Origin of the sequence: Azospira sp. I09 (assembly GCF_009177135.1) — a bacterium.
In the GTDB taxonomy this organism is placed as follows: domain Bacteria; phylum Pseudomonadota; class Gammaproteobacteria; order Burkholderiales; family Rhodocyclaceae; genus Azospira; species Azospira oryzae.
The window spans coordinates 1,205,094-1,225,908 of record NZ_AP021844.1; the positions used below are offsets into that span (position 1 = coordinate 1,205,094).

The window sequence follows — 20,815 nt, forward strand, 5'->3', positions numbered from 1 at the left end:
GGTCAATTGGGCTGGAGGGCGGCATAGAAATCCAGGACTTCGATCAAATCCCGGGTCCGCTTCATGGGCGGCAGGCTGCGCCAGACGCGCTTGCCGTAGGGTTTGGTGATGAGCCGGGGGTCGCAGATCATCAGCACGCCCCGGTCCGTCTCGTCGCGGATGAGGCGGCCGGCGCCCTGCTTGACGTTGATCACGGCCCGGGGCAGCTGGTATTCCATGAAGGCGCTGCGGCCTTCCTTTTCCATCTGTTCCACCCGGGCTTTGAGCACCGGGTCGTCCGGCGGGGCGAAGGGCAGCTTGTCGATGACCACCAGGGAAAGGGCCTCGCCGCGCACGTCCACGCCTTCCCAGAAGCTCTGACTGCCCACCAGGACGGCGTTGCCGAGGCGGCGGAAGCGTTCCAGCAGCTCGGTCTTGCTGCCTTCGCCCTGGAGCAGCAGGGGCATTTCCAGGCCCTCGTCCTCCAGCTTGGCGGCCAGCAGTTCGTGGGTGCGGCGCATGGCCCTGAGCGAGGTGCACAGGAAGAAGGCGCCGCCGCCGCAGGCCTTGAGGGCGGGCCAGGCGGCCTCCACCACGGCTTCGGTGAAGCCGGGCAGGTTGGGATCGGGAATGTCCCGGGGGGCGTAGAGCACGGCCTGCTGGCCGTAGTCGAAGGGGCTTTCCCAGCGGGCCGATTCGGCGTCCCACAGGCCCAGCTCGTTGCAGTAGTGGGAGAAGTCGGCCTGCACCGCCAGGGTGGCGGAGGTGAATATCCAGGCCCGGGGATGGCCGTCCAGCTGCTTGCGGAAGAGGCGGGCCACATCCAGGGGGGTGGCGTTGAGCTGCAGGGAATGGTTGAAGGCCTCGCCCCAGCGCACCACCCCGGGCTGCTCCTGGCGCCACTGGACGAGGCGCTGCAGCAGTTCGCCATTGCGCCGCCAGCAGTTCTCCAGGCCCTCGCTGCGCTCGGCCTGGTTTTCCAGGATGGCGTTGAGCAGCTCCAGTTCCTTTTCCAGATTGCTGAGTCCGTCGAGGAACTGGGCGTTGCCTTCGAGCTGGCTCCACGCGTAGCGGGCCGGCTCCACGGCGACGGTGAGGCGCAGGTCCTTGGCGGCCTTGTCCACGATGCGGGTGGCCTCCTGCAGGTCGAGGCAGTCCCGGGCGTTGGCCAGGCCCTCGCTGCGGGCGTCCCGGGCCAGGTCCAGGACCTGGGAGGTGGAGAAGCTGTCGCCGAAGAAGAGGCTGGCGGTTTCCGGCAGCTGGTGGGCCTCGTCGAAGATCACCGCGTTGCAGGCCGGCAGCAGTTCGGCCATGCCTTCGTCCTTGAGCATGACGTCGGCGAAGAAAAGGTGGTGGTTCACCACCACCACGTCCGCCGAGAGGGCTTCCTTGCGCGCCTGCAGGACGAAGCATTCCTTGTGGTGGGGGCACTCCTGGCCCAGGCAGTTCTCCCGGGTGGAGGTGGCCATGATCCAGGCCGTGGCGTTTTCCGGCACGTCCAGGCACTCGGCCTTGTCGCCGCTGCGGGTTTCCTTGGCGAAGCGGGCGATCTTCTGGATGTAGGCCACGTCCTCCCGGTTCTGGAAGCGGCCGTCGAGCAGGGAGCGGTCCAGATGGTAGGGGCAGACGTAGTTGGCCCGGCCCTTGAGCAGGGCCACCTTGACCGGGGCTTTGAGGGCGGCGCGGACGGTGGGGATGTCCTTGTTGAAGAGCTGATCCTGCAGGGTCTTGGTGCCGGTGGAGACGATCACCTTGCCGCCGGAAAGCAGGGCCGGCACCAGGTAGGCGTAGGTCTTGCCGGTGCCGGTGCCGGCCTCGGCCACCAGCATGCGGTTGTCGGCGATGGCGGCGGCGATCTTCTCGGCCATCTCCACCTGCTGGCTGCGGGTGCGGTAGCCGGGGATGTTGGCGGACAGGGGGCCGTCCGGCTCGAAAACGGCGGCGGTATCAGCGACAAGATGGGGAGAGGCGAGCATGGAGGCGGGACCGAAACAGGGTGCCAATGCTACCAGAAAGCCGGCCCGCCGCCTGCGCCGGCCGCAGGGCCGCACCCGGCGCCGGCCTTGCTCCCCGGGCTGCCGGGCGGAGCGCCGGAGGCCGGCGCCGTCCGGGTTTCCCCACGACTGCTGCATATAACTATAGTAATATTCGCGCTCGAAATTCCGCCGCCGTTCCCCGTGTCTCTGGTCATCAACGAAAAATCCCTCCCCCGCCTGCAGCTCATCGGCATGCTGACCCTGGTCCTGGTATTCACCCTGGGCCTGGGCATCCACTTCACCCTGCAGCACGAGCGGGATTTCGAGGCCAGCCTGGCGGCCCTGGAGGCGGAAACCCTGGCCCAGCAGCAATCCCTGCTGGAGGCCGAGGTGGATTCCAAGCGCAACTACCTGGAGTTCGTCCGCTCCCGTACCGAATCGGTGCTCAAGACCAGCCTCAAGGTCCAGGTGGACCAGGCCCTGCGCCTAGCCGAGGCCATCTATGCCCAGGAAAAGGGCAAGCGCCCGGAAAAGGAAATCCGCCGCCTAGTGGTGGAGGCCCTGCGCCCCTTGCGTTTCTTCGACGGCCGGGGCTATTTCTTCATCGACGACCTGGCCGGCAACTGCGTCCTGCTGCCCACGGCCCCGGGCCGGGAAGGCAGCTCCCTGCTCGACAACCGGGACGACAGCGGCCACTACATCATGCGCGGCCTGATCGAGGCGGGTACCCGGGGCGACGGCTATTCCCGCTACCGCTGGTACGCCCCCGGCAACGAGAAGGAAATGGCCGACAAGATCGCCTACGTGCGCCGCTTCGAGCCCTTCGGCTGGCTCATCGGCGCCGGCGACTACCTCTACCAGATGGAGGCGGACCTGCAGCGGGAGGCCCTGGAACGCCTGCGTTCGGTGCGCTTCGCCCACGACGGCTACCTGGCGGTGCTGCACGAGAACGGCAACATCCTCATCACCCCCGCCAACCCGGGCATCGAAGGGCGCCGCCTGGACAGCCTGGGGGGCAGCGACGAACAGCGCACCATCGGCCGCATTCTCGACCTGGCGCGGCAGGGCGGCGGCCCCATCCGCTACGACTGGATCAACCCGGCCACCGGCAGGCTGTCGCCCAAGCTCTCCGTGGTGCGGCCGGTGGAATCCTGGGGCTGGGTGCTGATCGCCGGGGTCTACCTGGACGACCTGCAGGAAGACCTGGCGCGCCGCCGCAGCTCCCTGGAATCGGGGGTGCGCCAGCACATCAGCACCACGGCCCTGGTGCTGGCCGTCGCCGCCGGCGCCACCCTGCTCTTCTCCTTCTTCTTCTCCGGCTGGCTGGCCCGCCTCTTCCGCCAGTACCGGGAGGACCTGGACAGCCGCAATGCCCAATTGCTGGAGAACGCCCGGGAACTGAAGCTGGCGGCCCAGGTGTTCGAGAGCGGCAACGAGGGCATGGTCATTACCGACGGCGACAACCGCATCATCACCGTGAACCAGGCCTTCACCCGCATCACCGGCTACCGGCCGGAAGAGGTGGTGGGGCAGAACCCGGCCATCTTCTCCTCCGGCCGCCACGATGCCGACTTCTACCGCCAGATGTGGCACCAGCTGCGGGACACCGGCGCCTGGGCCGGCGAGATCTGGAACCGGCGCAAGGACGGCTCCTTCTTCCCCGAGTGGCTCAACATCAGCAGCGTGCGGGACGAGGGCGGCCAGGCCAGCCACTACATCGCCGCCTTCTCCGACATCACCGAGCGCAAGGCGGCCGAGGCCCAGGTGCGCCACCTGGCGGAGTACGACGCCCTCACCAACCTGCCCAACCGGGTGCTGCTGCAGGACCGCCTGGGCCAGGCCATCGCCGCCGCGCGACGGGCCGGCAGCTGCCTGGCCCTGCTCTTCCTCGACCTGGACCGCTTCAAGAACATCAACGACTCCCTCGGCCACACCGTCGGCGACCAGGTGCTGTGCCAGGTGGGCGAGCGGCTGCTGACGGCGGTGCGGGCCAGCGACACGGTGAGCCGCCTGGGCGGCGACGAATTCGTGCTGCTGCTGCCCCAGCTGGAAAGCCCGGCCCAGGCCGCCAGCGTGGCGGAAAAGCTGCTGCACACCCTGGCCACGCCCCTGGCCATCGACGACTACGAACTGGCGGTGACGCCCAGCATCGGTATCGCCGTCTTCCCCGAGGATGGCGAGGACGGCGACACCCTGCTGAAGAACGCCGACGCCGCCATGTACGTGGCCAAGGAAAGCGGGCGCAACAACTACCAGTACTTCACCGCGGCCATGAACGCCCGGGTGTCCCAGCGGCTGCTGCTGGAAAACAACCTGCGCCAGGCCCTGGCGCGCCAGGAGCTGGCCCTGCACTACCAACCCCAGTACGACCTGCACAGCGGCACCCTGGTGGGCTGCGAGGCCCTGCTGCGCTGGCGGCAGCCGGAGCAGGGCCTGATCCCGCCGGACCGCTTCATCCCGGTGGCGGAGGAGACGGGCCTGATCCTGCCCATCGGCCAGTGGGTGCTGCGGGAAGCCTGCCGCCAGGCCCAGGCCTGGCAGGACGCGGGCCTGCCGCCCCTGGTGGTGGCGGTGAACATTTCCGCCGTGCAGTTCCGCCAGGCCAACCTGGCTGCCCTGGTGCAAGAAGCCCTGGCCGCCAGCGGCCTGTCGCCCTGTTGGCTGGAACTGGAGCTGACCGAATCCATGCTCATGGAAGACGGCGAGCGCCACACCCAGACCCTGGCCCAGCTCAAGGCCATGGGCATCCGCCTGGCCCTGGACGACTTCGGCACCGGCTATTCCAGCCTGGCCTACCTGAAGCGCTTCTCCCTGGACAAGCTGAAGATCGACCGCTCCTTCATCCGCGACCTGCCCCAGGACGCTGACGACGCCGCCATCACCACCGCCATCATCGGCATGGCCCGGGACCTGGGCCTGGAAACCCTGGCCGAAGGGGTGGAGACGGAACAGCAATGGTCCTTCCTCGCCGAGCGGGGCTGCGCCCAGATGCAGGGTTTCCTCCGGGCCCGGCCCATGCCGGCGGACGAGATCACCGCCCTCCTGGGCCGCCACGGCAGCGCCACGCCCGCGAACGGCTGAGGACGCCGCAGCGGCACCTGCCCCGGGAGGCAGGCAGGACGGACCTGGGCGCCGCCCCATGCCGGAAACGCCCGTCCCTTCTTGGTTTCAGGCAGGTCGTTGGTGGCGCGCCGCTTTCCGCGACGTCCCGCCATGGACGAAATCAAAGCCCCAAGCCGGGGCGTTTATGGGCGGATTGCGCGTAGAATGGCGGGTCCATTTTCAGACCCATCCCATTGCCCATGTGGTTCAAGAACCTGCAAATCTACCGTCTGCCCGCAGGCTGGAAACCCAGCCCCGAAGCCCTGGAAACCCAGCTGGGCCGCAACCGTTTCAACCCCTGCGGTCCCATGGACCCGCAAACCAAGGGCTGGCTGCCCCCCACCGACGAGCCCGCCCTGGCCCACGCCCAGGGCCCCTATCTGCTGCTCTCCCTGGCCGTTGAACACAAGCTTCTGCCCTCCTCCGTGGTCAACCAGACCGCCCAGGAACGGGCCGAGGAACTGGCCGTGCAGCAGGGCTATCCGGTGGGCCGCAAACAGCTCAAGGAACTGCGCGAACGGGTGCGCGACGAACTGATGCCCCGGGCCTTCACCCGCCGCCGCCGCACCAGCGTCTGGATCGACACCGCCGGCGGCTGGCTGGTGGTGGACGCTAGCAACGCCTCCAAGGCCGAGGAAGTGCTGGAGATGCTGGGCAAGTCCCTCGACGAATTCCCCCTCACCCGCCTCAACACCGCCATGTCCCCGGTGGCGGCCATGACCGACTGGCTGGCCGGCGGCGACGCCCCCGGCGCCTTCACCATCGACCGGGACTGCGAACTGAAATCCCCGGTGGAGGAAAAGGCCGCCGTGCGCTACGTGCGCCACACCCTGGAAGGGGACGACGTGCGCCAGCACATCGCCGCCGGCAAGCTGCCCACCCGCCTGGCCCTGACCTGGAACGACCGCATTTCCCTGATCCTCACCGAGAAGCTGGAAGTGAAGCGGGTCGCCTTCCTCGACGTGGTCAAGGAAGAGGCGGAAAAGCAGGCCGAGAACGCCGCCGAGCAGTTCGAGGCCGACCTGGCCCTGATGAGCGGCGAATTCTCCCGCCTGCTGCCGGCCATCGTGGAGGCCCTGGGCGGCGAGCAGCCCCTGCAATAAGTCATTGAATTCAACGGCCCCCTTGAAAAGGAGGGGGCCTGTCGGGTTAGAATCGCCCCCTATGACCAAATCCGAACTCGTTGCCGATCTGACGGGCAAGCTTCCCCATCTGACCACCCGGGATGTGGACTTTGCCGTCAATCTGATGCTCGACGCCATTGCCGAAGCGCTGACCCGGGGCGACCGGGTGGAAATCCGCGGTTTCGGCAGTTTCTCCCTCAACTACCGTCCGGCCCGCCAGGGCCGCAATCCCAAGACCGGTGAACAGGTGGAAGTCCCGGCCAAGCACGTGCCCCACTTCAAGGCCGGCAAGGAACTGCGGGAACGGGTCCAGGAAGCCGCCGAAGCGGCCGCCCGGGACCAGCGCCTGCGCCAGGCCGCCTGAACCCGCAGCCCCCCGCCACACCGATCCACACACCCATAACACTCGAGACAGACCATAAAAAAAGGGGCGGCCCACGGGCCGCCCCTTTTGCATGCTGCTAGCGCAACGTTCAGTCGCGCTCGCCGGTGAAGGCCATCAGCAGGTTCAGCAGGCTGACGAAGACGTTGTAGATGTCCAGGTACACCGACAGGGTGGCGACGATGTAGTTGGTCTCGCCGCCGGTGACGATGCGGCTGATGTCGTAGAGGATGTAGGCGGAGAAGAGCATCACCGCGGCAGCGGAGATGGTCAGGGCCAGGGCCGGGATCTGGAAGAAGATGTTGGCCACGGCAGCCAGCAGGATCACCACCATGCCGATGAAGAGGAACTTGCCCATGAAGGAAAAGTCCTTCTTCGTCACGGTGGCCACGGTGGCCAGGGTGAAGAAGATGGCACCGGTGCCGCCGGCCGCCATGGCGATCAGGGAACCGCCGTTGGAGAAGCCCAGGGCCACCTGCAGGATGCGGGACAGCATCAGGCCCATGAAGAAGGTAAAGCCCAGCAGCAGGACCACGCCCATGCCGCTGTTCTTGGTACGCTCGATGCCCCACATGAAGCCGAAGGCGATGCCGAGGAACAGCAGGAAGGAAATCATCGGGCTGCCGGCGAAGAAGGAGAAGCCCATCTGCACGCCGACCATGGCCCCGATGACGGTGGGGATCATGGAGAGGGCCAGCAACAGGTAAGTGTTGCGCAGCACCTTGTTCTGGGTGGCAAGGCCGGCCTGGGTGCCGGCACCGGTCATTTGATACTGGGGAAGCATGGAGTCCTCCAAAAGAACGAGTTGGTTTTTGTTAACGGCTAAGACTAACCGGGCCCCGGCAAAGTTGCAAACCTGGGAGCCCCCCTTACACACCGTTACAGAAAGGCATTCCGGGCGGTCACGCCGGCGCCGCCAAAAGGGCCGCCGGCCTGTGCTATGATGGCGCCCCACATCGCCCTCCGGCCCGCTGTCCTGCAGGCTCCCGGCGACTGCGGAGGCTTGGGTGAGTGGTTTAAACCAGCAGTCTTGAAAACTGCCGATGGGCAACCATCCGTGAGTTCGAATCTCACAGCCTCCGCCACTTTTTCCTCCCCCTGCCGTCACGATCCAGCAGCCCGCGCAAAAAGGGCTCGGACGACGTCATTGCATCAATCAAGCCGCGGTATCCCGCCAGACGCTCTGCCGACCAAGGCGGCCCCAAGCCGGCTCCAAATCTGCCCCGAATCCGCCCCAAATTTTCCCTGCCACCCCGCACACCGTGAAGGCGGGAACGACCTGACTCAGGGCGCGGAACGGACTGCCTGCAGGCCGGCGATGGCGCCGCTCCAGACGACGCTGCAGCGCCGCTCCGCCGCCTCTTCGCAATGGCGAACCGCCTGGCGCTGGGCCTCGTTGAGGTCGGCGAAACCGAAGGTGAGGAAGGAACGCCGGTCGCCGGCGTGATCCGGCTCGGAGCGGGCCAGGACATAGAAGCCGGCCTGGGTCACGGCCAGCGTCACCTGGCAGTTGGCGGCGCCGCAGTTGGCCAGGGCCCGCCTGCGGGCGTCCGGCAGGCCGGCGCTGCTGCGGGAGAAGGCAGCCTGCACCTGGTTCTCCGCCCGCACCACAGCCTTGGTGGTATCCAGCACGCAATCCCGACGGGGGGCCTGGCGGTTGCACAACTCCAGGGCCGCCAGATTGGCTTCCAGTTGGCTGTCGCGGGTGGCCCAGCCGCTGGCCTCGCCGCTGCCGGCCGCATAGGCGGAGGCGCCGGCCAGGGCCCCGGGGGAGGCCAGGAGAATCATCATTGCCGGCACCAGCCGGCTCGCCACGCTGCCTGTCACTGCCCATCTCCCAAGAGAAATCCGCACCGCTGCCAGCTTACCCGTTCACACCAACTCGGAACCAGAGGCCGCTCCGTACGCGCCTGCGCCGGGGCAAGCGGTGCAATGCGGAGCGCGCCAGTTCTAGCGAAAAAACCGTCGCCGCGTATCCGCTCCCGGCCACAGGGCGACGGTCCGGCGGGTCCGGGCTAGTCGCTGCTGCCGGAACGGGCGCCCTTCCTGCCGGCGGGGGCGGCGGTCTCGTTGCGCCGTTTGACGGCGCCGCTGAGGTCGTCCATCTGTTCCAGCCAGAGCAGGGTGTCCGCATAGGACATGAAGCGCTGCAGATAGTCCGGTGACACCTCCTGCATCAGTTGCAGGGCCCGCAGCACCAGCAGGTGGGAATTGAGGGGGCCGGCGTTTTCCGGCGCCTGGGCCAGGGCCTGGGCCAGCTGCTGCTCGGCGCTGAGGCGGGACCAGGTGCTGCGGAAATAGCGCAGGGACTTAAGTTCCCGGGCCGGGGAGACCGTACCCGAAGGGGCCTCGCCGGTGCCGGTCGCCACGGCCGGTGCGGCGACAGGAGTTGCCGGCGCCCCCTCGGGAGCCGCAGGCGGCGGTTCCGCCGCCCCTCCCTGCCCTGCCCCATCGCCCAGGCCGGCCATGTACGCCAGCAGGCCGGCCAGGGGGCCCGGCCCGGCGGGGGCATCCAGGGCCGCGATGCGGCGGGCAAGGCCGGCCAGGTCGCCGGCGGCGAACAGGGCCTGCAACTCGTCGGCTGCCTGAGGATGCCGCGCCGCGGCCCGGGCCAGGGCCTCGGCGGCGGACTGGCGGGCGGCGGCAAGACGCCGGCCGTAGGCGTCCATGGCTGCCTGCAGCCGGGAGGCCAGCCCTTCGGCAACGCCCCCCCGGTACGTCCGGCTGCGGCGGGCCAGGGCTTCCAGGTAGCGCAGGCCGACCGGGTCGAAGCCGGCAGCGCCCTGCTGCCGCAAGTCTTCCAGGGCCACGTGGCCGGCCGTGGAAGGCAACGGCACGGTGCCGGCCGGCGCGCCCGGGGCAGCCTCAGTCATGGGGCTTGCTGCCGCCATTGGTGGTCCTGGGCACCGGCGCCATTTCGACACGCCGGTTGCGGGCCCGGTTCTTGGCGTCCACATTGGGCGCCACCGGCTGCTCGGAGCCGAAGGCGGCGGCGAAAACGGCGGACGAGGGCACACCTTCGTCGATCAGGGCCCGGGTCACGGTCAGGGCGCGCTGGGCCGACAGCTCCCAGTTGTCGTCGAACTGGCGGTTGCTGCCCTTGACCGGCATGTCGTCGGTGAAGCCGCTGACCATGAGCATCTCTTCCCTCGCCCCCAGGTAGGCAGCCAGGGGCACGGCCAGGCTCTTCAGCACCTGCCGCCCCTCGGGCTGCAGCTGGTCGGAATTGAGGGAGAACAGCACGCTGCCGCTGATGCCGATGCGCCCGTTGTTGAGGGTCACCCGGCCCGAGGCCAGGGGAATGGCCAGGGCCTTTTCCAGGGCCATGCGCCGCTGTTCCTCGACCTGGCGCTTTTTCACCTCGGCCTCCAGGGTGCTGACCAGCTCCAGCTGGACGCCCAGCACCCCCACCAGGATCAGCACGAAGGCGCCCAGCAGACCGGCCATGAGATCGCCGAAGACGGCCCACACGGGGGCCGTCTGTTCGACGCTGGCGTCCACCTCCTCCATCAGCCCACCTCGCCGGCGACGGCGGCCGGCCGGGCGGAGAGGCCCTGCAGGTCATCGACGATGCGCTTCTGGGACATGATGCTGAGGTCGATGATTTCCCGGGCCTGGGCCACGTAGTAGGCCAGCTGCTCGTCGCTGCGGGCCATGCTCTTGTCGAGGGAGCCTTCGAGGCGCTGCAGGTTGGCCACCAGCTTGTCGTTGGATTCGGCGAAGCACTGCACGGCATGGCCGAAGGCCTCGCCGAGGCTGGCCACTTCCACGGCGCTGGTGGTCATCTGGGAGGCCACGTCGATCATCCGGGCCGACTCGCCCCCCACCTTGTCGGTGAATTCGGCGCCGACCCGCTCCAGCATGGCGGCGGAGGAGGAAACCAGGGCGTCGATGGCGCTGCGCTGTTCCACCGAGGCATGGTTGATGGCGTCGAGCAGGCCGTTGAGGGTTTCCATGAGACGGCGGCGCTCTTCCAGCAGTTCGTTGTCCCGCACCATGCTGCCGGAGAGTTGCTGGCGCAGTTCGCCGATGACCTCGGCGGCCACCCGGGGCGCCTCGGCGGCGGTCTGCATGAGCCGGGCGATTTCGTTGATGGTGTCGCTGGCGTGGGCCTGGGCGTTTTCGCCGATCTGCCGGGCGGTCTGCTCCAGGGTGGCGCAGATCTGCTGCTGCTGGGCCAGGGTCCGGGCCCCGGCTTGCTGCCACTCGCCCTGGAGGGAGGCGGCCATGGCCTGCAGGGACTGGGCCAGGGCCTGCTGCCGCTGGGCATCCTGGGCCGCCAGATCGGCCTGCAAACTGCGCAGTTCGCCGATCACCTGGGTCACCACCCGGGGCGTCTCCGCCGCGGCCTGCATTAGCCGGGCCACTTCGTCGATGGTGCGGCGGGCGTGTTCTTCCGCATTGGCGTTGAGGCTTTGGGCGCTGGCCTCCAGGGTCCGGCAGATCTGCTGCTGCTGTTCCAGGCTGCGTTCGCCCGCCTGACGCCATTCCTGCTGCAGGCTGGCGGCCATGCCTTCCAGGGACTGCTGCAGCGCCGCCTGGCGCTGGGCTTCCCGGGCCGCCAGATCGGCCTGTAGGCTGGCGTTGTCCGCATGGACGCCGGACAGCAGGGTCGCCGTTCCCTGCTCGAAGGCGGCTGCCAGGGCGGCCACCTGGGAGGTGACGCCGGCGGCCACCCGCTCGTGCAGGGAGGTGGTTTCCCGGGCGATGCCGGCCATGGTGGCTTCCACCACCGGCTGGATGGCGGCGCCGGCGGCCCGGGCGCTGTCGCTGAGGCTGGCCTTGAGGGAGGCATCGACGGACTGGGCCAGATTGCCATAGACCTCCCGCACGTCCCGGTGGAAGGCTTCCTGGCTGGCGGCCAGACGCTGGTGCAGTTCCAGACTGTGGCGCTCCATCTGGGCCATCATGGCCTGCAGCTTGTCGGCCACCTCGGGCAGGGACTGGGACTGGGCCTGCAGGGCCTTGAAGGTTTCCTGGCGCTGATGCACCAGGGAAAAACCGCGCAGGCTGGTGGCGATGCGACTGTCCAGCCCCTGGGCGGTGAGCAGGCGCTGGCGCCGGCACAGGGAGGAGATGAGGCCCAGCATGGCGGAGGCGGCAACGCCGGCGACGGAGGTGCCGAAGGCCAGGCCCAGGCCCTTCACCGGCGCCGCCAGGGAGGCGCGGATGGTCTGCAGGTCGGTAGTGCTCTCCAGGGCCAGGACGGCGCCGTTGAGGGTCACCACCATGCCGAGGAAAGTGCCGAGCATGCCGAGCATGACCAGGAGGCCCACCAGATAGGGCGTCACCGTGGGGCCGGGCAGGCCGGGCCGCTCACCCTCGATGCGCAGGCGCACGGCGCTCTGCAGGGAGGGATGGACCTGCACCAGCCAGTCCGCCAGGTGTTCCAGGTTTTCCGGAATGCGCTCCAGGGCCCGGGCCAGGCTCTCCGTGGCCTGGTGGAAGCGCAGCAGTTCCAGGGCGCCGGCGCAGTACACCACGCCAATGATCAGGGTCATGCTGAATGCCAGGGGATGGGAGGCCATATAGCCCACACCCACCCAGAAGACGGCGATCAGTCCCACCGCAAAGGCGGCCAAGCAGAAATTTCGGTTCATTGCGACTTGCTTACCTCATTGCCAAAAGCCTCCACCAGTCCCAGGACCGGTTGCAGGCGAATCTCCAGTTCCGCCAGCAGCACGCTCTGCAGATCCTTGCAGAACACCGCCAGCCAGCCTCCCGGCTGCATCCAGCGCGCCACCCCGTCGGCCTGGGAGGAAGCCTCCAGGGCCGAGGCGTAGGCGTCGCGCAATTGTTCGAAGCGTTTTTCCAGCAACAGGGGCACGTTGAGGAACAGGTTGCGCTCCCGTTCCGCCAGGGCCTTTTCCAGGACCCCGTCCAGGCCCGCCAGCTGGCGCAGGGATGGGGAGCCGCCCTTCAGCGCCTCCCGCACCTGGGCCCGCAGCTGCACCAGGGCCGCCTCCATCTCCCGTTGCTGGGCCAGGTAGTAACGCCGGTAGGGCAGGTACTTGCCGCCGCTTTCCAGGGTGGCACCGGCTTCCGGCACGGGCAGCTTGATGCGGGCCTTGCCGCCGCCCTCCTGGGTGATGGCATCGCGCAGGGCCGCCTGGGCCCGGGCCACCAGGGCAGCCACCTGGTCCGCCGCCCCCGCCGCCGTCCCCCCCGGTCCCTGGCGCAGGGAAGGATGGAGGGCGCCGGAAAGGGCGATGGCGTGGTTGAGGTCCAGCCACTGCCCCAGCCGTTCGGCGAAGGACGGCTTGCCACGGCTCTCCGCCCTGGCATCGCCCCGCTCCCCGGCGTTGAAATCGGCGAGCAGGCGCACGAGCCGTGAACTGTTGAAATTGGTACGCGACAAATACGTCTTCACTACGGCGATGGGTTGTACCAACGGATTGCCGGAAGCGGTGCCCGCCGGGGGCCCGGCCCTTCCTCGATCCACCAAGTTGCCGGCGGCGCCCCTAGGCCGCCAGGCGCCGGACAAGCCAGGCGCCGATGTCCGCCACCTCTTCCAGGCAGACGGAATGTTCCATGGGATAGAGGCACCATTCCGGCGCCAGACCCCATTGTTCCAGCCAGTCCCGGGCCTGCAGGCCCAGGGCCGGCGCCACCACGCCGTCGTCGCTGCCGTGGGCGGCGAACACCGGCAGTTCCCGGTTGGCCGGGCTCAGCTCCCGGCGCACCAGTTCCGGCGCCGGCAGGTAGGTGGACAGGGCGATCAGTCCGCCCAGGGGCTCGGCCTGGGTCAGGGCCGTGGAGTAGGCCACGGCGCCGCCCTGGGAAAAGCCGGCAAGGAAAATGCGCCGGCTGGGAATGCCTGCCGCCACCTGTTCGTCGATCAGCTGCCGCACCGTTTCCCGGGAGCGCTGGAGGCTGGCCTCATCCACCTCCCGGCTGCCCGGGGCCAGGGACAGGATGTCGTACCAGGCGCGCATCTCGTAACCGCCGTTGCAGGTGACGGGCATGTAGGGCGCGTGGGGAAAGATGAAGCGGCCGGGCAGCTCGGGCGGCAGCCCCAGTTCGGGGATGACGGGCACGAAATCGCTGCCGTCGGCACCCAGGCCGTGCAGCCAGATGAGGGCGAAGGTCGGCGCGGAACCGGTATCGATCTGGATCGGGGCGTCGTTCACGGGCACACGGCGGGAAAGAAAACGGGGACGCCGGGTCAGTCCCGGCGCACCGCGTCGGCCCAGCAGTTGGGCGTTTCGTAGAGGCGCACCTGCTGCAGGCGCAGATGGTTGCCGTAGCTGTCCTGATAGACCGCATCGAGAATGCGGAAAGCCGTTTCCGACAGGTTTTCCGCCGTGGGAATGCAGTCCAGCACCACGGTCTTGTGGTCCGGCAGGGTCTGCAGGAATTCCACCACCGCCTTGTCCCCGGCATAGACCAGGAAGGCGTGGTCCCACACGTCCACCACATGGGCCTTGGCCAGGGCCTTGACGTCGGAGAAGTCCATCACCATGCCGTTGGCCGGATCGCCGTCCTTGCTGATGATGTCGCCGGCCAGGGTGATTTCCAGGACGTAGCGGTGCCCGTGCAGATGGCGGCACTGGCTGCGGTGATCGGGAATGCGATGGCCGGCATCGAATTCCAGGCGGCGGGTGATTAGCATGCTGGGGAGGTGTTTTTGTAAGCCGCTGATTATATCATTGGCCACCAGCCCGCCCCGCCGCCGCTGCCGGGCGCCTCTCCGGCCCGGCCCCAGCCCCGCTCCGGCCATTCTTCAGCCACTGTCCGACCGCCCATGGAATCCCCTGCCCAGCCCCTCAGCGTCACCGACCATCGCCGCGACAGCGCCGGTCTGACCTACGTCTATCCGGTGGTATCGCGCCGGGCGGGCGGCGTTTCCGTCGGCATCAACCTCAATCCCAACAACGCCTGCAACTGGGCCTGCGTCTATTGCCAGGTGCCGGATCTCACCCGGGGCGGCCCACCGCCCATCGACCTGGCCCAGCTGGAGCGGGAACTGGACGCCATGCTGACGGACCTCCTGCGGGGCGATTTCATGCTGCGGGCCGTGCCGCCGGAAGCGCGCCGGCTCATGGACATCGCCTTTTCCGGCAACGGCGAACCCACCAGCGCCCCCGAATTCCCGGCGGCGGTGGAAGCAGTGCGGCGCCAGGTCGAACGGCACCAGCTGCAGGGCCGCATCGCCCTGCGCCTGATCACCAACGGCAGCCTGCTGCACCGGCCCGAGGTCCAGGCCGGCATCGGCCGCCTGGGCGAAGCCGGCGGCGAGGTCTGGTTCAAGGTGGACCGGGCCACGGTGCCGGGCATGGAGGAGGTCAACGGTACCCGGGGCGATCCGGGCAAGGTCCTGGCCAATCTGCGCCGCTGCGGCGAACTGGCCCCCACCTGGGTCCAGACCTGCCTCTTCCGCCGCGACGGCGCCGCACCAGCGGAGGCCGAGCTGACGGCCTACCTGGAACTGCTGGCCCAGGCCGGGGAACGGCTGCGCGGGGTCCATCTCTACGGTCTGGCCCGCCCGTCCCTGCAACCCGGGGCCAAGCGTCTCGAGCGCCTCAGCCCGGCGGAACTGGAGGCGGTGGCCGTGCGTATCCGCGCCCTGGGCCTGCCGGTCACGGTCAGCCCCTGAAAAACGGCACGGCAGACCCCAAAAGAAAAAGCCCCTGCAAGCAGGGGCTTTTTTTACAGCAGGGGACCGATATGAATCAGGCGGCCTTCTTCTGCTTGGCCTTGGCGGCCTTCTTCAGGTTCTTCAGGGTTTCGGGTTCGAAAGCCTTCAGGTACTCGACCACTTCGATGTCCTCGCGCTTGATGCGCTGGATGTCCACCTGCTCCACGTGCACCAGGCGCAGCAGTTCGCGCACGGGCTTGGGCATGTTGCGGCCGCTCTCGTAGCGGGAACCGCCGCTCTGGGTGACGCCGATCTTGGACCAGAATTGCTGCTGGTTCAGGCCCAGCTTGCGGCGGATTTCGCGGGGGTCGATCTTTTCAACCAGTTTGACATTGCTCATGGTGTGTTCCTCTCGAATATTGGGGTGTCAATCTGCTCTGGCAGAGCCGTTTCGGCGCCAAACCGCTTGCCGAAGGCCATGTTCTGGGACACCCAAAACATATCACCAAAGTCATAGTACGTAAGTATAGGCCATTCACATATATTTGCAAGTGGCATGAATCAAAAAATCACTAAGGGATTTCACTTAGTTGGCCTAACCGAACACCCTACTGTTAGGCACGCGGTTCAGATAGAATCACGGGTTTTCTTACTCCGCTCAATTGGATAACGAATGGCGCTGATAGTTCAGAAGTACGGCGGCACGTCGGTGGGCTCGACGGAGCGCATCAAGAATGTGGCCAAGCGCGTGGCCCGCTGGAAGGCAATGGGCCACGATGTGGTGGTGGTGCCCTCGGCCATGTCCGGCGAAACCAATCGCCTGATCGGCCTGGCCAAGGAAATCTCCGCCACCCCATCCCCCCGGGAACTGGATGTGATCGCCTCCACCGGCGAACAGGTGACCATCGGCCTGCTGGCCATGGCCATCCAGGAAGAAGGCCTCAAGGCCAAGAGCTACACCGGCTCCCAGGTGCGCGTGCTGACCGACAGCACCTTCACCAAGGCCCGCATCCTGCAGATCGACGACGAGCGCATGCGCAAGGACCTGGCCGAAGGCAACGTGGTCGTGGTCGCCGGTTTCCAGGGCGCCGATGAGAACGGCAACATCACCACCCTGGGCCGCGGCGGCTCCGATACTTCCGCCGTCGCCCTGGCCGCCGCCCTCAAGGCCGACGAATGCCAGATCTATACCGACGTGGACGGCGTGTACACCACCGACCCCCGCGTCGTGCCGGAAGCCCGCAAGCTGGACACCATCACCTTCGAGGAAATGCTGGAAATGGCCAGCCTCGGCTCCAAGGTGCTGCAGATCCGCTCCGTCGAGTTCGCCGGCAAGTACAAGGTAAAACTGCGCGTCCTCTCCAGCTTCCAGGATGAAGGGGAAGGTACGCTGATCACTGTTGAGGATGACAAGAACATGGAACAACCGATCATTTCCGGCATCGCCTTCAATCGCGACGAAGCCAAGCTGACCGTGCTGGGCGTGCCTGACCGTCCCGGCATCGCCTACCAGATCCTCGGCCCCATCGCCGACGCCAACATCGACGTGGACATGATCATCCAGAACGTCGGCGTGGACGGCACCACCGATTTCTCCTTCACCGTCAATCGCAGCGAATACACCAAGGCCATGGCCGTGCTGGAGCAGGTCAAGCAGCACGTCGGCGCCCGCGAGATCGTCGGCGACAACAAGACCTGCAAGGTTTCCGCTGTCGGCGTCGGCATGCGCTCCCACCCGGGCGTGGCCAGCCAGATGTTCCGCACCCTGGCCGAGGAAGGCATCAACATCCAGATGATCTCCACCTCCGAGATCAAGATTTCCGTCGTCATCGACGAAAAATATCTGGAACTGGCCGTGCGCATCCTGCACAAGACCTTCGGTCTGGACCAGGCGTAAACGGCGCCGCGCAGTTATTTGCAGCCCCGGCTGCAAAGTAGTTTGACCCGGGCCGGCTAACCCGTTAATATGCCGGCCTTCCGGAGACGTGGCCGAGAGGTCGAAGGCACTCCCCTGCTAAGGGAGCATACGGGCTAAAACTCGTATCGAGGGTTCGAATCCCTCCGTCTCCGCCAGCCTTTCCTGCAGTAAAAAAGGCTTGGCAAACGAAGCGTGTTTTTATACAATCTCGCTTCTTTGCGGAAAGCAGCAAAGAAAGTAGTAAAAAGTTGCAAGACAGCGCGCCCGTAGCTCAGCTGGATAGAGTACTTGGCTACGAACCAAGGGGTCGGGCGTTCGAATCGCTCCGGGCGCGCCATCAAGCATTCAGGCCAATCTTAGGATTGGCCTTTTGCTTTTTCAGGCCCCGTTTTCCCCTTCTCCCCCCTTCCCGCCGAAGCTGAAAAAAATCGCCCGGAACCCCTGGCGTTTTTGTTCCGAATCCGTATAATGCGCACCTTCTGTTGCGCGCCCGTAGCTCAGCTGGATAGAGTACTTGGCTACGAACCAAGGGGTCGGGCGTTCGAATCGCTCCGGGCGCGCCATTCAGATAAGCAGGAAAGCCAAGGGTTCAGACGTCAGCGCGTCTGGGCCCTTTTGCTTTTCCGGGTACCCCCGGCGCCACTTCTGCACCACCGGCGGTGCCCTCACCACCCTGCCCGGCGGAGCGGGCTTCGCTGCCGCAGCCAAGCCGCCGACGGCGGCGATCACAGGCCCTCCCGCACCACCGTCGTCAGGCGAAATATTTCCTTACAAAGTGCTCCTGCAGGGCGGCGCCAGGCTCCGTATACTTCACCCCGCCAGGTAGCCAGGATTTCCGCCATCCCAGCCCCCCAGCCCATAACAAGACTCGGCCGATACATCGGCCTTCACTTTCCCCATCGAGAGTCCTGCCGCCATGGTGCTGTCACCTAACGCCCTGCCCTTGCCCCGCCTGCGCCCCCTCCTGCCGCTCCTGCTCACCGCCCTGCCGCTGGCCGCCGCAGCTGCGGAAGCAGAGCCCCCCACAACCAAACCCGCCAGCAGCCAGAAGGATGGCCGCACCCTGGGGGAAATCGTGGTTTCCTCCACCCGCCTCGACGACACCGAGCAACGCCGTTTCGCCACGGCCGCCAAGATGGTTTTCGGCCGGGAGGAACTGGACCGCTACGGCGACTCGTCCGTGGGCGACGTCCTGAAGCGTCTGCCGGGCGTCACCATGTCCGGCACCCCGGGCCGGGGCGGCGACATCCGCATGCGGGGTCTGGGCAACGGCTACACCATGATCCTGCTCAACGGCGAGCCCGCGCCCCGGGGCTTTTCCCTGGACAGCATCCCGCCCGAACAGGTGGAGCGCATCGAGGTGATGCGGGCCCCGGTGGCGGAGCACAGCGCCCGGGCCATCGCCGGCACCATCAACATCGTCCTGCGGGAGGACTTCGCCCGCAAGCAGAACGACTTCCGTCCCAGCCTCAACCTGGAGAACGGCCGCCTGCAACCCTCCGTCTCCCTGCAGCGCAGCGACGCCATCGGCAACTTCGGCTACAACCTCAATGCCAACCTGATGCACCGGGACCAGGACAGCGAAGTGGCCACCACCACCAGCGCCCGCAACCTGGTCACCGGCATCCCCATCCTGCAGCGCCTGGAGGAAAGCCGCAGCCATACCGTGGCCGACGGACTGCACCTCTCCTCCCGCCTCAACTGGAAGCTGGACGGCGGCGACAGCCTGAGCCTCAATCCCTTCCTGGCCAAGAACCAGAGCGCCACCACCGGCAACACCCAACTCACCCAGAGCGTCGGTGCGGCCCCCTATGCCAATGCCAGCTGGCGCACCGAGAACGAGAGCACCATGCTGCGCCTCATGGGCAACTGGAAGCATCGCCTGGACGGCGGCAGCAAGCTCGACATCCGCTTCAACGGCGGCCTGGCCAACAGCGACAGCACCACCGACCGGCGCGAATACGATGCCGGCGGCGCCGTGGCCCACACCCACTGGAACAGCACCAGCATCCGCGACAGCAGCTTCAGCACCGCCGGCAAGCTCTCCCATCCCCTCAACCGGGAGCACAACCTGGCCTTCGGCTGGGAACTGGAACGGGGCCAGCGCAAGGAGAGCGCCACCACCGTGCAGGACGGCGCCCTGCAACTGGCCCAGTTCGGCAGTGATCTGCAGGCCAGCACCAGCCGCCTGGCGGCCTTCGGCCAGGACGAGTGGGAAGTCTCGCCCCTGTGGTCCCTCTACGGCGGCCTGCGCTGGGAAACCATCCGCACCCGCAGCGAGTGGGCCGCCGGCTCCGCCAGCAACGACAGCAGTGTGGTCAGCCCCCTCTTCCACAGCGTCTGGCGTTTCACCGAGGAGAGCAAGGACCAGATCCGCCTGGGCCTGACCCGCAGCTACAAGGCGCCGACCCTGAACCAGCTGGTGCCCCGGCCCAGCCTCTCCAGCACCTATCCCACCAGCGGCGCCAACACGGTGGACAAGGCGGACAGCGCCGGCAACCCCAACCTCAAGCCGGAACTGGCCTGGGGCCTGGACCTGGCCTTCGAGCATTATCTGGCGGAAGGCGGCATCCTCAGCGCCAGCCTGTTCCAGCGCAACATCGACAACCTCATCCGCAACGTCACCTCTCTGCAGAGCGTCAGCTGGTCCCCGGTGCAGCGCTGGGTCACCACGCCCCAGAACATCGGCAGCGCTACCACCCGGGGCATCGAGCTGGAAGCCAAGTTCCGCCTGCCGGAACTGCTGGCCGAGGCCCCGCCCGTGGACATCCGGGCCAACCTCAGCCGCTTCTGGTCCGAGGTGGAGGGCATCGTCGGCCCCAACAACCGGCTCGACCAGCAACCCACCTACAGTGCCAACCTGGGGGCCGACTACCGCCTGCGCAGCCTGCCCCTCACCATCGGCGGCAACCTCAACTGGACCCCCGCCTACACCGTGCAGCAGAGCAACACCCAGACCTACACCCAGCAGCTGAAGCGGGTTTACGACGTCTATGCCCTGTGGCAGGTGCAGCCGGACACCCGCATCCGCTTTTCCGCAGCCAACCTGCTGCAGGCGGATTACGACACCGGCGCCACCTACCTGAGCGGCAGCACGGAGCAGTCGGTGCAGAGCAGCACCCGCACCTACCGCATCTTCTCGGCGCGGCTGGAGATCAAGTTCTGACGCGGCCCGCAGCCCGGCGATCGACCTAAGTCATTGATCGTATTGGCCAAGCGGGAAGCCTTGGGACTGCCGGCAAGGGCCGGGGTCCGCTTCCCGCCGCCGGCACGGTGCCTCCGCCCCCGTTTTTTTGCACCAGATCGGGGCAGGAAAAATCCATCCCGCAGTCATCCCAATCCGGGGGAAAGCCCCATCCCTGCTGAATTTCCAGCAAATCAGGCTAGGCAGCTTCGTCCCGTTATGCCAGAATCCCTGCCGAGCGCGGAATCCCGCGTCACCTTCGAAACCAAGGAGATTTCTGAATGAACAAGAGCGATCTGATTGACGCTATGGCGGCTGGTGCCGACCTGAGCAAAGCTGCTGCCGGCCGTGCCCTGGACGCAGCCATCGAAGCCATCACCAAGGCCGTCGCCACCGGCGACAGCGTGACCCTGGTCGGTTTCGGTTCCTTCAAGGCCGTCAAGCGCGCTGCCCGTACCGGCAAGAACCCCAAGACCGGTGCCACCATCCAGATCCCGGCTTCCACCAGCCCCAAGTTCTCCGCCGGCGCCGCCTTCAAGGCTGCCGTCGCTCCCAAGAAGAAGTAATCCTTC

At 67.2% G+C, this 20,815-nt stretch carries 17 protein-coding genes and 4 tRNA genes; 11 read left to right on the forward strand and 10 right to left on the reverse strand.

Translation table 11 applies throughout. From position 1 onward, the window contains the following. Positions 1-2 precede the first annotated feature (2 nt). The gene (locus tag AZSP09_RS05575; protein ID WP_152089415.1) at positions 3-1,955 is read right to left on the reverse strand and encodes an ATP-dependent DNA helicase; all 1,953 of its coding nucleotides are present in this window, start codon (positions 1,953-1,955) and stop codon (positions 3-5) included. Between the two features lie 201 nt (positions 1,956-2,156). Here AZSP09_RS05575 and AZSP09_RS05580 point away from each other — a divergent pair, with 201 nt between their 5' ends. The 3 genes from AZSP09_RS05580 to AZSP09_RS05590 all read left to right on the forward strand — a co-directional run bounded on the left by AZSP09_RS05580 (position 2,157) and on the right by AZSP09_RS05590 (position 6,545). Further along, positions 2,157-5,036 carry a bifunctional diguanylate cyclase/phosphodiesterase gene (locus AZSP09_RS05580; RefSeq protein WP_197739059.1) on the forward strand — a complete coding sequence of 960 codons (2,880 nt, stop codon included), beginning with the start codon at positions 2,157-2,159 and terminating at the stop codon, positions 5,034-5,036. A gap of 221 nt (positions 5,037-5,257) precedes the next feature. Beyond that, entirely contained in the window at positions 5,258-6,160 is a 903-nt protein-coding gene (locus AZSP09_RS05585) for a recombination-associated protein RdgC (RefSeq protein ID WP_014237207.1), read from the forward strand. 61 nt (positions 6,161-6,221) lie between these two features. After that, positions 6,222-6,545, forward strand: coding sequence for an integration host factor subunit beta (locus AZSP09_RS05590; RefSeq protein WP_014237206.1), 324 nt, complete (start codon positions 6,222-6,224; stop codon positions 6,543-6,545). 109 nt (positions 6,546-6,654) lie between these two features. On the opposite strand, the gene AZSP09_RS05595 is transcribed toward AZSP09_RS05590, so the two are convergent. Further along, a complete protein-coding gene (locus AZSP09_RS05595) occupies positions 6,655-7,347 on the reverse strand; it encodes a Bax inhibitor-1/YccA family protein (protein ID WP_152089416.1) in 693 nt (230 codons plus the stop codon). Positions 7,348-7,560: 213 nt separating this feature from the next. On the opposite strand from AZSP09_RS05595, the gene AZSP09_RS05600 reads away from it, so the two are divergent. Next, positions 7,561-7,648, forward strand: a tRNA-Ser gene (locus tag AZSP09_RS05600). Positions 7,649-7,847: 199 nt separating this feature from the next. On the opposite strand, the gene AZSP09_RS05605 is transcribed toward AZSP09_RS05600, so the two are convergent. From AZSP09_RS05605 to queD, 7 genes are all read right to left on the reverse strand, one after another. Next, positions 7,848-8,354, reverse strand: coding sequence for a DUF4189 domain-containing protein (locus tag AZSP09_RS05605; RefSeq protein ID WP_152089417.1), 507 nt, complete (start codon positions 8,352-8,354; stop codon positions 7,848-7,850). Between the two features lie 224 nt (positions 8,355-8,578). Then, the gene (locus AZSP09_RS05610; RefSeq protein WP_172974703.1) at positions 8,579-9,436 is read right to left on the reverse strand and encodes a DUF2894 domain-containing protein; all 858 of its coding nucleotides are present in this window, start codon (positions 9,434-9,436) and stop codon (positions 8,579-8,581) included. Beyond that, complete coding sequence (locus AZSP09_RS05615; RefSeq protein WP_152089419.1) at positions 9,429-10,073, reverse strand: OmpA family protein; 645 nt, start codon at positions 10,071-10,073, stop codon at positions 9,429-9,431. Before AZSP09_RS05615 ends, AZSP09_RS05610 begins: the two co-directional genes overlap by 8 nt. Then, positions 10,073-12,163, reverse strand: a complete 2,091-nt coding sequence (locus AZSP09_RS05620; RefSeq protein WP_152089420.1) for a hypothetical protein — start codon at positions 12,161-12,163, stop codon at positions 10,073-10,075. The genes AZSP09_RS05615 and AZSP09_RS05620 overlap by 1 nt, the downstream gene beginning before the upstream one ends. After that, on the reverse strand, positions 12,160-12,921 hold the full coding sequence (locus AZSP09_RS05625) for a DUF3348 domain-containing protein (protein WP_232058858.1): 762 nt from the start codon (positions 12,919-12,921) through the stop codon (positions 12,160-12,162). The genes AZSP09_RS05620 and AZSP09_RS05625 overlap by 4 nt, the downstream gene beginning before the upstream one ends. A gap of 103 nt (positions 12,922-13,024) precedes the next feature. Beyond that, a complete protein-coding gene (locus AZSP09_RS05630; RefSeq protein ID WP_152089422.1) occupies positions 13,025-13,693 on the reverse strand; it encodes an alpha/beta hydrolase in 669 nt (222 codons plus the stop codon). A gap of 35 nt (positions 13,694-13,728) precedes the next feature. After that, positions 13,729-14,175: a 6-carboxytetrahydropterin synthase QueD gene (gene queD / locus AZSP09_RS05635; protein WP_014237198.1), complete on the reverse strand. Its 447-nt coding sequence runs from the start codon at positions 14,173-14,175 to the stop codon at positions 13,729-13,731. 132 nt (positions 14,176-14,307) lie between these two features. Between queD and AZSP09_RS05640 the strand changes: the two genes are divergently transcribed. After that, positions 14,308-15,159, forward strand: coding sequence for a radical SAM protein (locus AZSP09_RS05640; RefSeq protein ID WP_152089423.1), 852 nt, complete (start codon positions 14,308-14,310; stop codon positions 15,157-15,159). 76 nt (positions 15,160-15,235) lie between these two features. Here the strand turns inward: AZSP09_RS05640 and AZSP09_RS05645 are convergent, their stop codons facing one another. Continuing rightward, positions 15,236-15,541 carry a helix-turn-helix domain-containing protein gene (locus AZSP09_RS05645; protein ID WP_014237196.1) on the reverse strand — a complete coding sequence of 102 codons (306 nt, stop codon included), beginning with the start codon at positions 15,539-15,541 and terminating at the stop codon, positions 15,236-15,238. Between the two features lie 273 nt (positions 15,542-15,814). Here AZSP09_RS05645 and AZSP09_RS05650 point away from each other — a divergent pair, with 273 nt between their 5' ends. The 6 genes from AZSP09_RS05650 (at position 15,815) to AZSP09_RS05675 (ending at position 20,809) form a co-directional block, all read left to right on the forward strand. After that, entirely contained in the window at positions 15,815-17,038 is a 1,224-nt protein-coding gene (locus tag AZSP09_RS05650; protein WP_014237195.1) for an aspartate kinase, read from the forward strand. An 82-nt stretch (positions 17,039-17,120) separates the two neighbouring features. After that, a tRNA-Ser gene (locus AZSP09_RS05655) sits at positions 17,121-17,214 on the forward strand. Positions 17,215-17,319: 105 nt separating this feature from the next. Next, positions 17,320-17,396, forward strand: a tRNA-Arg gene (locus AZSP09_RS05660). A gap of 149 nt (positions 17,397-17,545) precedes the next feature. Then, a tRNA-Arg gene (locus AZSP09_RS05665) sits at positions 17,546-17,622 on the forward strand. 353 nt (positions 17,623-17,975) lie between these two features. Next, positions 17,976-20,225, forward strand: a complete 2,250-nt coding sequence (locus tag AZSP09_RS05670) for a TonB-dependent receptor plug domain-containing protein (protein WP_197739060.1) — start codon at positions 17,976-17,978, stop codon at positions 20,223-20,225. A gap of 299 nt (positions 20,226-20,524) precedes the next feature. Beyond that, positions 20,525-20,809: an HU family DNA-binding protein gene (locus tag AZSP09_RS05675; protein ID WP_014237193.1), complete on the forward strand. Its 285-nt coding sequence runs from the start codon at positions 20,525-20,527 to the stop codon at positions 20,807-20,809. The last annotated feature ends 6 nt before the right edge of the window (positions 20,810-20,815 follow it).